General features: G+C 36.4%; 8 protein-coding genes and 1 rRNA gene. All 9 read right to left on the bottom strand.

What is annotated here, in order from left to right; genetic code table 11:
* A 16S ribosomal RNA gene (locus ABID46_RS11435) occupies positions 1–157 on the bottom strand; the annotation flags it as partial.
* A gap of 1010 nt (positions 158–1167) precedes the next feature.
* Positions 1168–3582, bottom strand: a complete 2415-nt coding sequence (locus ABID46_RS11430; protein WP_354510205.1) for a phosphocholine-specific phospholipase C — start codon at positions 3580–3582, stop codon at positions 1168–1170.
* A 142-nt stretch (positions 3583–3724) separates the two neighbouring features.
* Positions 3725–4777 (bottom strand): alkaline phosphatase family protein, encoded by a 1053-nt coding sequence (locus tag ABID46_RS11425; protein WP_354510203.1) that lies wholly within the window; start codon positions 4775–4777, stop codon positions 3725–3727.
* A 21-nt stretch (positions 4778–4798) separates the two neighbouring features.
* Complete coding sequence (locus tag ABID46_RS11420) at positions 4799–6280, bottom strand: SusD/RagB family nutrient-binding outer membrane lipoprotein (RefSeq protein ID WP_354510201.1); 1482 nt, start codon at positions 6278–6280, stop codon at positions 4799–4801.
* Positions 6281–6291: 11 nt separating this feature from the next.
* Complete coding sequence (locus tag ABID46_RS11415; RefSeq protein WP_354510199.1) at positions 6292–9483, bottom strand: SusC/RagA family TonB-linked outer membrane protein; 3192 nt, start codon at positions 9481–9483, stop codon at positions 6292–6294.
* A 277-nt stretch (positions 9484–9760) separates the two neighbouring features.
* A complete protein-coding gene (locus ABID46_RS11410; protein WP_354510197.1) occupies positions 9761–11095 on the bottom strand; it encodes a PQQ-dependent sugar dehydrogenase in 1335 nt (444 codons plus the stop codon).
* A 57-nt stretch (positions 11096–11152) separates the two neighbouring features.
* Entirely contained in the window at positions 11153–11845 is a 693-nt protein-coding gene (locus ABID46_RS11405) for an SDR family NAD(P)-dependent oxidoreductase (RefSeq protein WP_354510195.1), read from the bottom strand.
* Complete coding sequence (locus ABID46_RS11400) at positions 11824–12807, bottom strand: ABC transporter ATP-binding protein (protein WP_354510193.1); 984 nt, start codon at positions 12805–12807, stop codon at positions 11824–11826. The genes ABID46_RS11405 and ABID46_RS11400 overlap by 22 nt, the downstream gene beginning before the upstream one ends.
* Positions 12800–13792 carry a FecCD family ABC transporter permease gene (locus ABID46_RS11395; protein WP_354510191.1) on the bottom strand — a complete coding sequence of 331 codons (993 nt, stop codon included), beginning with the start codon at positions 13790–13792 and terminating at the stop codon, positions 12800–12802. Before ABID46_RS11395 ends, ABID46_RS11400 begins: the two co-directional genes overlap by 8 nt.
* Positions 13793–13849: the final 57 nt, after the last annotated feature.

Raw genomic sequence — 13849 nt, 5'->3', positions numbered from 1 at the left:
CCTTTCGAAGGGCTATCCCAGTGAATGGGGCAAGTTACATACGCGTTACGCACCCGTGCGCCGGTCTCTGTCTCCCGAAAGAAACATACCCCTCGGCTTGCATGTGTTAAGCCTCCCGCTAGCGTTCATCCTGAGCCAGGATCAAACTCTCCGTTGTAAAATTTTTTAAGTATTTTTTGACTTCGAATCTTGAATCCTGCCATCGGAATTGACCGTTTTTCCTTTTGGCTTTTTTTTCTTCTTTTCTATAATTTCAAATGAACTTCTCAGTATCGCTTCGCTTGTGCTTCAAAGCGGGTGCAAAGGTAAGCAACTTTTTCATTCCTGCAAATATTTTTGAAAGTTTTTTTTAAAATTTTTTTTGACCAAATTTTAAGGCCACTCCCAATCTATATCTACCTACAATGAACGTCTCTCTTTCTTCGCTCCCTTTACTTGATTTCTCTCGTAAAAGGAGTGCAAATATACGGGCAGTTTCTCCGTTCCACCAAATGTTTTTACATCTTTTTTTCAAAGTTTTTTGCTTTATAACCCTAGTCCGCTTTCAATCTGAACTTTACATGTAAAAGTTTTTTCTTCCTTTCTGGGGTTTTCTTTGTTTCGTTTGGGATTTTGAGGTAGAAATCGTCTTTTTGGGGTTTTGATAGGTTTTGGATATGGAGGGTTTTTATAAGTTTTGGTGGTTTTTATGATGAAAAGGTCAGCAAAGGGAAAAGTTATACTTATATATAATAGAATTGGGAAAGATTGCCGCGCTGCGCTCGCAATAACTGACCGGATTGATTTAATTATGACGCAAAGGGACGCGAAAGTACAAAGGGGCGCAAAGGGAATAGTTGATGATGATACATTATCTTATATATAATATAGTAAATGGGGAGATTGCCGCGCTGCGCTCGCAATGACAAGACATGAATAAATTGCTGCGAGAAGCTCGCAATGACATAAACACCATCACATTTCCTACTTCCTACTTCCTCGCAGTAGGGATTACCTGCGGTACATACTTCGTAAGTGTAATGGATAGCCCGGTCGCGTTGCAAGATCTTTCTCTCCTTCTTTATACTATATAGTAGTCGAGCAAGGAGAGCCGCCCAAAAGAAAAAAAAGTCGCCTGCGAACAGACGACTAATGAAATATCAACGATTTTAATGAAAAAATCCTTCGTTAAGGTTTGATTAGATTGCCCATCAATGGGTCGGTTATACTGACATTGCCATTTCCTATATGTCCCGCAAATCTTTGCGAAAATTGAGGAAAACCTTTGATTGTCAAGGTATAATCGTACCAGCCATTTGTATCCTTCAAATCTACAAATAATTGATCTTCAGTTGATTTCACCTGAATATCCATTGATTTACGATGGTAGGAATTATCAGCTAACATTAAGGTAAACTTTTCTTTTTGAGGATTCTGAAAATAGAATTGCAGACTTTGCTGATTTCCAATTGGAATAAGATTAATCATCAAATTTGGATGTTTTTTTCTATCTCCTTTGAATTCACGGTAGAATCCGTTTGGTGCAAATGCTTTGAAATGGTATTCATTTGAAATAATATCAAGAGGAAAATCTAAGGTTTGATTCATGGAAACAGTAAAGTTTAAAATTGGGTTGGTAAAATTCTGGGTTAGCTTTTTTAAATCATAGACCTGAAAAGGTGCTGCTGCATTGGGTTTGGTATTGATTTTGGATGGCAATGATTTCATCTGAAGTGAAGGTTGCCCTTGTTTTTGATAAAAATTCATCATCAAATTATACGGAATGGGACAAGCTGGTTTGGTCCCAGGCTCTTGTTTGGGTAGAAGATTGTTTAGTTTATTTTCCTTTTGTAAATTTTTCAGTTCTTCCAAGGTAAAACCCTTAACAACTGTTGGAATTTGTTTGTCCTTTGCTGCATAAACTGAAGCAATTGTTTCGTTACGATCTATTAGATAATCGGCTGATTCTTTTTCGGCTTTTGCTTCTCTAAAAACGGATGTTAAATTTCCGCATACAGCTCTCCTCCATTGCCCGATGTTTTCTTCTATGATCTTTTTACCTGTTTTCTTTTCGAGGAAATATTCTAAAAACTGCAAATTGGAGGTTAGGTCAAAAACTTCACTGCTTACGTATCCGCCTCTGGTCCAAGGAGAAGCGATAACCATTGGAACTCTAAAACCTAGCCCAAGATTGTCTTTTCCTTCTACAAATTCGTCGGCAGTCGGAATATTGGTAGTGGCTCCTTCCTTAGTATTATTTAGGTTTGGTGCAACATACGGTGGTAAATGATCAAAATATCCGTCGTTTTCATCATAAGTTAAAATGAAAATCGTCTTTTTCCATATTTCAGGATTTTTTGTCAAAATATCGAGCGCTTCTGAAACATACCAAGCTCCGAACCAAGGTGCGCCTGGATGATCTGAGAAATTACAGGGTGCGACCAACCAAGAAACGGTTGGCAGTTTCCCCTCATTGACATCTTTTCTGAATTGATAAAAAATATCGCCTTTTGGAGCTTTAAATTTTTGACCGTTGATTTCCACATCTTCCAATTCGCGATAATTGGGATCTTCGGTATTGGTCAACAATCCTTTTCGATGAATGTTTTGAAAAAATTCAGATTGCTTCTTGAAATTTTCTGGTGAAAATTCTATGATATCCTTTTCTAGTTGAATTTTCTTGTCAATTAATTTCGTACGTTCTTCGTGGGATAAATTTTCATCTTTTAAGTATGATAGAACTTCTGTTAATTCTTTATTCATCCATTCGAAATGAGCAGGATGAAAACGAACACCGTATTGTTTGTGAAATTCCAAGTTATTATTGGTGAAATTGGACAACCAATTGTCTTCATCAGAAGTTAGTCCAGATGGAATGCTCAATTCGTTTTGATACACCATCCAAGAAATTCCTGCTTCTTCCAGACGTTCAGGATAGGTTTTCCAACTTACATCTTTGAAAACAATTTGACCATTGTTAACATGAGCCATTGAATGGGGATCGTGCGCTTTTTCTCGAACGGTACCTGCCCAGAAATACGATCTATTGGGACTTGTTCCCGTTAATGTAGAACAAAAATGATGATCGCAAACTGTAAATGCATCAGCAAATGCATAATAAAAGGGAATATCTTGTCGATCATAATATCCCATTGTTAAAGGCAAATGTTGGTATTCGGCTTTCCCTGGTTTTTTGGCTTCCAACCATTGATCCATTTTCCCATGATTTCTTGCCGCAACCATATCTTTCCAGCTATGTGGCAAAGAACCCATCCAAGTCGATTTTGTGTTTTTCATGTCCAAACGAAAGGGAACATAGGATTTCCCTTGTTTGTTTTGTTGAAACCAGACGGGCAAACCTGATGGTAAGTCGATGGCTCTTGGATCGTTGAATCCTCTTACACCTTTTAAAGTTCCATAAGAATGGTCAAAAGATCTATTTTCCTGCATTAAAAAAACAATGTGTTCTGCATCTAAAAAAGTAGAACCTGGATCGGCTTCAATAGACATTGCTTTTAAAATAGAATTGGGCATGGAAGATGCCAATATAGTAGAACCTGCTAATAGTGAGGACTTTTTCAAAAATGATCTTCTGGTTTCCATTTGAATTGAATGATGGTTTGAAATTAATACTATTACATGGTTTAGGAGTTAGGAAAATATTAAGGTTGGATGAAATTAAGATTAGCAAAAAAAACTCCGGCAAACGAATTGCTTGCCGGAGCAAACGCATTATGATAGGGATTTAGAAGATAGGCTTTCCAATCGGTTGTTCTGATTTGAACTCTTCACCCAATAATTTCGCGATAGTTGCCGCGATTTGGTTGTTATAAAATTGGTTCTTCGGATTGATTTTTGGTGTTTTAGGTCCGAAAATCATGATCCATGTTTCTCCCGCTCCATCAATTTTGTTGCTATGATGTTTCCACTCATCGCCTTCACCTCTACCATGATCTGTTGTGATCACAAAGGTTGTTTGGTCTTTGTAAAAAGGATCTTGTTGCGTATATTCATATAATTCTTGAATAAATTGATCGATACGATTGGCCGAAGTAATGTATTGATTGTACAATCCATCGTGAGAAAAATCGTCGGTTTCACAATAACTTACAGTCATGAATTTTGGTTTTTGGGTTTTCAAAGCCTCCATGGCATATAAATTCGTGAACACATCAAAGCGAACAGTTCCCCATCTTTTCGGAGTAAAATCCATCGTTTGGTTGATCCATCTTTCTTTTTCAGAAGGTTTAGGATTCAAAGAATGCATATAACCTGCATTGACTGGCACTTTGCTTCGCTCGTCATTGATGATATAGTTGAACATATCCCAGCTTCCGAAAGCCAAAACAGAATTTTTATAGTTTTTTGTTTGGTTTAAATATTCCATCACCGTGACATTGGGATTCATCACATAATTATTGGAATTCACACGTTCATTGTCGGCGTACCCTGTAAACAATTCACTATATCCTGGATACGAAAAATGATAGGCATTGGTCAAATCAACCTTGCTTCCTTCTTCTCTGTTCCCGATCATCAAACCGTGTTTGGCAATATGAGACCAAGAAAAAGGCATCAATTTTTCTCTTCTTTCTTTTTCGGTAGGCGCATCGAATTTCTTCAAGATGGCTTCCATGTCTTTGTTGTATTCTTTGTTTTTGGCAAGTTCCAAATCAATTCCTTTGTACAATTCTTCCCAACGCAATCCATCTAATGTGACAAATATAACTTTGTCGTCTTGACCTTTTAAGGACATCAATCCTAAACAAAATAAGGCTACGAATATTTTTCTTTTCATATTTTTAATTTTTAAAATAATTTATTGATACAACCATGTGATCGATCGAATGTTGTCGTTTCCACCAAATTGACGTTGCAAGGATTCTTCTAAATTTACTGTATTGTTGTTGTATTCTGAATTTGGATACAACCATCTCAAAGGTGGAGTCACGCCAGCTTGTTGTGGCAATTCAGGAAATCCAGTACGCAAATAATCAAAATATGCTGTCCATGAATTTTGGTGAAACATGGTCATGTATTTTTGAAGCATGACAAAGTTTAATTTCTGTTCGGTTGAATTTGCATTGTCCAAGTTTACCAATGGCTGATTGATGTAAGTATTGATGTCAAATCCTTCGAAATACAAATGCGCATCTGGAACATTGGAAATATAGAATTCAAAGGAAGATTCAATCGCATTTTCGTAATGTTCTTTGGCGTTGGAACTAATCCATCCTCTAAGTGAAGCCTCGGCCAACATAAATTCTTGTTCTGAATAACTCAAGAAATTGGATGGTTCGTTGGTTGGATTTTTGTAAAAACGCTCATTTACTTTGGAAATGTTTCCTTGTTGAATCAAAATTTCATTATCAGAATAGGGAGCAGTTGGATTTCCACCGTTATAAGCATCAAAGTCCGTAATCGCTAAACCAGCAGTTGCTGCAGAAGTTGTTCTTTCTGCAAAACTAAAAATTCTTGGGTCTTGTCTTTCTTGAAATAATTCAATAAAAGAATCAGACATATACAAACTACTTCCGTAATCACTATCGTTGAAGAATGTATAACGGTTGTTTGCTTGATCAAAAAATTCCATCAAACCACTATCTTGATTGGACATCATCAATGGTTGAGTGTTGTAAATAGTGGCAAATTCTTGCGCTACGTTGATATTTCCAACAGTTCCTTTATTGGATAAAGTCATCAACACTTTCAAACGAAATGTATTGATCAATTTTTTCCATTTCGTAGCATCTCCACCATATACAATATCCCCATTGATTGGATCTTGTGAATTGATTAAATCATTGGCTTCTTTTAATTCGTTTAAAATTCCAACGAAAACATCAGCTTGTGTATCATACTTGGGTTGAAAAAAGCCTTCGGTTTCTCCTTTTAATGCTTCTGAATAAGGTATTTCTCCAAAACGCATGGTTAAAGAATAGAAATGATACGCACGTAGAAACTTCCCAATTGCCAAGTAATTTTCGTTGTCAACACGTTCTGCTTCTTCCATCATTTTGGTAACGTTCATCAGAACATTGTATTTGCCAAAACTTCCATTTGCCCATTTGTAGTATTGGTATTGATTTTCAATACCAGTATAAACCAACATACGCAGAGCATAGTTTGGGTCTTTGCTTTCGATTTGAAAGCTATTTCGTTGTGCATAAGTCAACAACAATTCTGGTGAAACTTGTGAAGGGTCATTTGGGTTGGTGTTGATTTCGTCTAAATCAGATTCGCAACTGATTGTAAATGCACCTACAGCTAGAATTGCGAGTATTTTAAAATATTTTTTCATTGGTGTTTGAATTAAAATTTAACATTGAATCCCATTCCAATCCATCTTGATGAAGGATCTTGAATATCGTTTCCGCTACCAGAAGGTCCGCCAATTTGGAAATCTGGATCGGACATTAAACCTTTGGATTTTTTCCATAAAGCCAAGTTGTAACCCGAAATATTGGCTGAAATTCCTTTGATGAAACTATTTGGATTTAATAAGCTCGTGAAATCATATTCTAGTACAACTGAGCGTAATTTGATGAAGGTTCTATCAAAAACATTGGCAAACATTTCGTCTTCATCTTCTAAAACTCTTGCTTGGTAAGGATAGTTTTGCGACCAAGCTTGCCAGCTGATTGGTGTTGTATGAGCTGCATATTGACGTGTGTCTGATAGGATATTTCCATTTACATCATATACAATTTCTCCACCCACAACATTTACACCATTTGGAACAAATACATAGTGACCCGATGCGTATTCTTGATCTCTCCAAAGTGTTGAACTTGGATGTTGTCCGCCCCACCACAATTTCTCAACAATCTGCGAACGCATCACTCCTCCGATACTTCCGTCGATTCCAATGTCCAATTTCCAGTTTTTGTATTTGAACGTATTATTGAATCCAAAAGTCCAATCGGGATTGAAATGACCTAAATATTTCACATATGGATCGCGTGTCGGCATACCTGTAGCAGCATTTAAAATCACTTGACCTTCGGAATTGGTCATCCATTTGTAATCGTAATAAGAATCAATTCGGTCATTTAAACGAAGGTTTCCAAAACGTTCTTGTCCACCATAGATTTCGGTTAATTTTTGTTCGCTTGTTGCAAAATTCAAGGTTGTTTTCCAATTGAAATTTTCTGTTTTTATTGGCACTATTCCAACTGTAATTTCCAATCCATTGGTGGTATATTCATTTCCATTTACATAGCGTGTATTATAACCAGATGATTCAGAGACGGGAAGAGCTATAATTTGGTTGTAATCCAATGTGCGATAGTACGCCATGTCCAAAGTCAATCTTTTATGGAAGAAAGATGAACTCAATCCCACTTCATAAGATTCAGTTGTTTGTGGTTTGATATTGGAATTTGCCAATAAGGACGGATAATAAGCCGACTGATTTCCGTTGTAATTCATCTCACCTGTTACATAATAATTGTTCAAAGAATAAGGATCTAAGCCTCCCGAAACTTTTGCCCAAGAACCATATAATTTCACCAAATCAACGGTTGATTTGTTCATGTTGAATAAATTATTCAACAAAACTGATCCAGATAAGGAAGGATAAAAATACGAACGGTTTTCTGCTGGTAATGTAGAGTTCCAGTCATTACGTACCGAAGCATTCATATACAAAACATCAAACAATCCGATGTCTAATGTTGCATACAAACTATAAATCAATCGCTCTGTAATTCGGTTGCTGGTTGAAACTTGCCCTTGAGAGTTTCCTAAATTGTAAACACCTGGAACAATCAAACCATCTGTTTGTGAGCTTGTGTAATTGTATTTCCAATAATTTCCAGAAGCTCCAGCATTGGCAATGATTTCGACATCCCCATGAAATAAATCTTTTGTATAGGTTCCCATGAAATTATAATCCAACATATTATTGGAGTATTTGGTAGCGGTATAATTTCCTTCGCGTCCAGAGCTATAATTGAAATAAGATTTCGGACTTTTGATTTCTCTTGTGGTATCGTCAGCGATTAAAGATACATCTGTTTTGAACGACAATTCATCTGTCGCATCATATTCAAATCCAATTTGACCATTTAAAACATTGGTTAAACGTTCGTTACGGTAATGATGTACATTGAACCAAGGATTGTTGTGCCATGCATAGTTGAAATTGGCTTGTCTATATCCTTCCATTCCAGGAACCCAATGATTGTCGCGCAAAGCTGCTCCGTCTACATCTCCTCCCATCCAAACCAAAATGGTGTAGATATAGTTGGCTGGATTGTAATCATAATTTTGGATGTTTGGTGAATAGGTTCGATTGTAAGATAATTTAGAATTTAATCTTAAACGATCTGTAATGTTTAACACACCATTTAGACTCAATCCACCACGATTCAATCTCATTTCAGGGACACGGTCTTCCATGTTTACATAGTTACCTGCTAATCGCAAAGAACCTTTCTCTGATTTTAAATTGACAGCAAAATTGGTATTGGTTATACTTCCTGTACGTAGGAATGTCTTCAAATTGTCGTGGTATTTCCAATCGATCGGAACACGTTGATATCGCGTACGATCATCATATTGTGTTCCTGCCACATTTCCGTACCATTCGATGATTTGTCCAGTTTGGGTATCCAAGATAGGACTATTCCATTGGGCAATTTTTCTTCCAGGAACAAACTTTGGTCCCCAAATCATATCACCATCATTGATACCTCCATCGGCACCATCCCAGAATTCATATTGACCGTTTGAACCTGCTCCATATTCTTTTTGGGTATCAGGAAAAACAGTATAACCTGCTGTGAACATCGTATTTTGGGAAAATTCCACAGAAACACCTTCTCTTTTGGCTTTTTTGGTCGTGACCAAAATTGCTCCATCTTTCCCTCTTGATCCATACAATGCAGAAGCAGTCGTTCCTTTTAAAATATTGATGTTTTCAATGTCATTTTGGTTAAGTGCGCTATAAGCCTCAGTATTGACAATCACACCGTCAATCACAATTACTGGATTTTTCCCACGTAACGTAATAACAGGTGCTTGCTGCAATCCTGTTGGATTGGATACATTCATACCTGCGACTTCTCCAGAAAACATACTACCCAAACTTGGTGTGGTAATACTTGCCATTCTGTCGGTTTCCACTTCTTGAGTAGCATATCCTACTTTTTTCTCATCTTTGGAAATTCCCAAAGCGGTAATCACGACACCTTCAAGTTCATTAATACCCGATTCATTTAAAACAATGTTGTATTGCTGATCAGCGCCAACATTTAATTCCATTGTTTCATGATTCAATAGTTCAAATCGTAAAACGTCATTGGGCGATGCTTCAATGGTAAAGTTTCCATCTGCATCTGAATAAACCACAGAGCCTGTGCTTTTATTTTCGACCAAGACATCACTCAGCGTAAATCCATCTGGCGATTTGACACTTCCCCCAATTAAATCTGATTCTTTGGTTTGTCCCCAGAGTAAACCAAAGAGTAGAAATAAAGTAACCGATAAAAATCCTCTCATAAAATTAAAATTTCCGCGAATGTCTCATTTGTTTATGGGAGATTTATTTCGAAAACTTTAACAATAGATTAAGTGGACTTAATGTGATATGGAAATAATTTTTGGAATAGCTTAGGTATCGGTTATTCTTATGTAAGCAAAGGTTTAGGAAAAGGTTATTTAGTTAAACTTTATGTAAACTTCTACATGATTTCTTTTTCAACAGAAATGAAAATCGGTTTCTCAAAAGAGAATTCATCCTCCTTCAAGAAACCGATTGATCTATTTATTGTATAAATTAGTTTTTAATAATTTTCTGCGTTTTGGTCAATTTTCCAGATTTTACAGTTACCATGTACACACCTTTTGATAAATGAGAAACATCAATTTGGGCTTGATCTTTAAATGAACCTAAAAGTTTTCCTTCGAAATTATAGATGGAAATTTCTTCTACTTTCTTGTTGGATTCAACATTCAAGACATCCTTAACCGGATTTGGAAAGAAAGAAATTTTCAATTTATTTAAATCTTGGACACTGGCAACTTCTTCTCCAACGATTTTGAATAGTTTCCCAGATCCTCCTACATACAATTCGCCTTGAAGATCTTCCCCAAATGTGGCAAAGAAGTTTGACGTATCAGTTAAAAATTCTAAATTATTTTCTTGATCAACCCATCCAATTTCACCCGAACAATAATCAGCGAAGAAATACTTTCCTGTTAGGTTTGGATATAAATCTCCTCTGTAAACATATCCACCTGTTATGGAACAACGACCGCCAGAATGGTTGTAAACCGCCACTGGAAAGGTCATGGTTTCTTGACTCGGACATCCGCTTGTATTATAAGTGTTGTTACCTTCGTAACATCTCCATCCATAATTCAAACCTAAATCTGTAGATGACATTTTGTTGATTTCTTCAATGGCATTTTGTCCAACATCTGCAATCCATACATCACCCGTTTCTCGATCAAACGAGAATTTCCACGCATTTCTCAAACCATACGACCAAATCTCATCTGCACCATCTGTTCCGACAAATGGATTATCGGAAGGTGACGTATAGGTTTCACCACTTACATCTATACGAAGCATTTTTCCAAGGAGGGAATTTTTATTTTGTGCGTAATTTTGAGGATCTCCACCACTTCCACCATCGCCCATAGAAATCCAAAGGTAACCATCTGGACCAAAGTGAATGTTTCCTCCATTGTGATTGGAAAAAGGTTGATCAATGGTCATCAAAACAGTTCCTGATGGGTTGGCTATATTTGGGTCTGAACTCACTGTGTACCGAGCAATGACTGTATTACCAGAAGTATTGGTATAATTGACATAAAATCTTCCAGAACTTGCATAATCAGGAGCAAATGCCAAACCCAACAATCCTCTTTCACCGCCACTTGAAATAATGGAGCTAATGTTTAAAAAAGGAGTAGAATTTTTTGAACCGTCAGGATTTACCACAATAATTTGACCGCCTTGTTGTACAACAAATAATCGTTCATCTCCTGCATGTACAATTTCTACTGGATTAACCAATCCTGTAGAAAATTCTTCCAAGGTAAATTCTTGGGAAAATAGTATAGACCCTAAACAAATGGCTAGGATACTCGAGTAAAATTTTTTCATGAGATTTGATTTTTATGCGTTGAAGATACAAATTCTCAAAGTAAAAATATGTTAATATTATGGCGTTGTGGTTGATAGTTGAAGTAATTTACCATTCTGATATTGATGCCCTTCTAGACCAAAATCATATAAATACTTCGCCATTTTTTCTGCTGAAATTGGCGCTTGTAATCCAGGAAAAGCTTCTTCCAACATCTCAGTTTGAACGGCCCCTAATGCGATCGCATTTATTCTTGGTTGATCTTCTGAAAATTCCTCTGCCAATAACTCAGTTAAAGTAACAATTCCCGATTTTGAAGATGAATATGCTGCCAATCCTGGAAATTTCACAGATCCTTGAACAGCTCCCATAGTTGTAATATTGACAATATGCGAATTTCCATTCATTTTGGGTAAGGCTAATTGGATGATTCGGAAAGCTGCTTTGTAATTAACAGCGATAGAAAAATCAATATCGGATTCCGAAATTTCAGCAAAAGGTTTGTTGACCAATGTTCCAGCATTGTTATACAAAACATCTACTCTATCCCAATTTGAAATTGCGTTGGTAATTTGATCTAAATCCGAATAATTTGCCATGTCCAATGCCAAAACAGTCAAAGTTGAATTGTTTTCAAAAGCTTTCAATTCTGTTAATTTCAATTCGTTTCTAGAAATGGCTAAAACATTGTTTCCATTGGCAAGATGTAATTTGGCCAATTCTTTACCAATTCCTCTACTAGCACCGGTTATGATGATGTTCTTTTGCATAAAGTTAAATTCAAATACTGTATTAATTCTTTGATCGATTCAAAGGTACGGGAATCCACCAAAATCTTATGATCCTTGATTTCAATTTTGGTTTCAGCTTGCGGTTGAATGTCAAATCCGTTTCTTACTAAGGCCTGTTTGGTCCAATACGCAAATTGGGAATGATCTGAAAAAAATTGAATCGTATGAGATTTGAGATGTTGGTATTGAAATCTTCCCAATTCATAATCAAACTGAATTTGATCTTGTGCCAATTTTTCAAATATTTCTTGTTCATACGCAATTTCCTCTGGAAATCCAGCAAAAAATTCACCTTGATCTATCCACCAAAGTTGTGTGGAATTTTGAAGTAATAATTCGATTTGATGAGAAGCAACCAAAAAAGTTTTATTCGTTTGCTGCGATAAGTTGACAATTAATTCAAATATTTTGAATTGATTTTCAACATCCAAATGAGAAGTCGGCTCGTCCATAACAATCAATGGCGTATCTTGAACCAAAGCACGTGCAATCATCGACATTTGCAATTGTCCATCACTAAGGTTGTTGGTCATTTTGGAAGCCAATGAAGTAATTCCGACTAATTCTAGCGCCTCTTCGATTTTTTGATGATCGTCTTTCGTTAATTTCGAAAATCCTGTTTGGTATGGCAATCTTCCCAATGCTACCATTTCATACACTGAAATCGCTGGAGCGTGTGTAAGTCTCGAAAAAACTACCGCAATGTTTTTTGCACGTTTTTGAACAGACCAATCTTGAACTTCCTCACCAAAAAATTGTATTGAACCATCTAAATTGGGTTGAAGTCCTAAAATCGTTTTTAGTAAACTGCTCTTTCCGGAACCATTTCGACCTGTTAAGCCCACAAATTCACCTTGAAATATAGATGCATTTAAATTTTGAACAATCGGAGAACGATAGCCAACACTTAAATTTTCTATTTCCAATAAGGGTTTATTCATCCCATTTAAAATTAGATTTTCGTAAAATGATGCTCATCACAAAAGGCGCACCCATTAAACTTGTTATAATATTAATAGGCAAAGTTCCCGTTTCAAATAGCTGGGAAATCCAGAGTATCGTCAACATAAAAACGACACCCGTTCCCATGACCAATACAAATTGTTTGAGTATTTGCGTTTCTTTGAAAAGTATACGAACGATGTGCGGAATCGCTAAACCGATGAAAGCAATTGGCCCAACAAAAGCAGTAGTTGCTGCGGTTAAAATAGCGGATGATAAAAGAATCAAGGTTCTTAGTCTCTTAATGGGAATTCCCATACTATGTGCATATTGTTCTCCCAATCGCAATCCCATTATACCTTTTAAGGTAAAACAAGAAATCAAAATTCCCAAACCAACCATCAAGGAAAAAACCAAAACTTGTGTCCAATTTAAACCTGATATAGAGCCAAACGTCCATAACAAATAGGTTTTGACTTTTTCTGAAGGTGCGAAAAATTGAAGAATTCCAATAATAGCCGAAGAAAATCCTGCTATCATCATTCCGACAATGATTAAACTAGCCGTGGATTTCAATTTTGTCGAAAAATATCCAATCACCAATAATCCAATCAATGCTCCGACAAAGGATGCAATGCTTAAGATCCACGGATTGTTTACGAAACCAAAATATCCGGCTATGGAACTAGCAAAAATAATCATTGCAACTCCCAATCCAGCGGAAGATGTGATGCCTAAAACGGAAGGATCTGCCAATGGATTTCGAAATAATTCTTGTAATAACAATCCACTTATTGGCAACGCGATTCCAGCTAGAATGGCAGCTAAAGATTTGGGTAATCGATAATCCACAATAAGTTTTTGAGCTGTTTCATCTTGAAAAATGTCCATCAAGGAAATAGATGCATTTCCACTATTTAAATTGAGGAATAGCATGACTAAACTTAGGAGGACTAATACAAAAATGGAAACGGTGTATTTCAAATTCTGCGTTTCCGCAAATATATTGAACCTAGCGAAGCTTTGAAAATGAAATGAAAA

The organism is Moheibacter stercoris (assembly GCF_040545805.1).
GTDB lineage: Bacteria > Bacteroidota > Bacteroidia > Flavobacteriales > Weeksellaceae > Moheibacter > Moheibacter stercoris.
The sequence above is the reverse complement of the archived record's forward strand: the minus strand, read 5'-3'. Positions and strand labels throughout refer to the sequence as shown.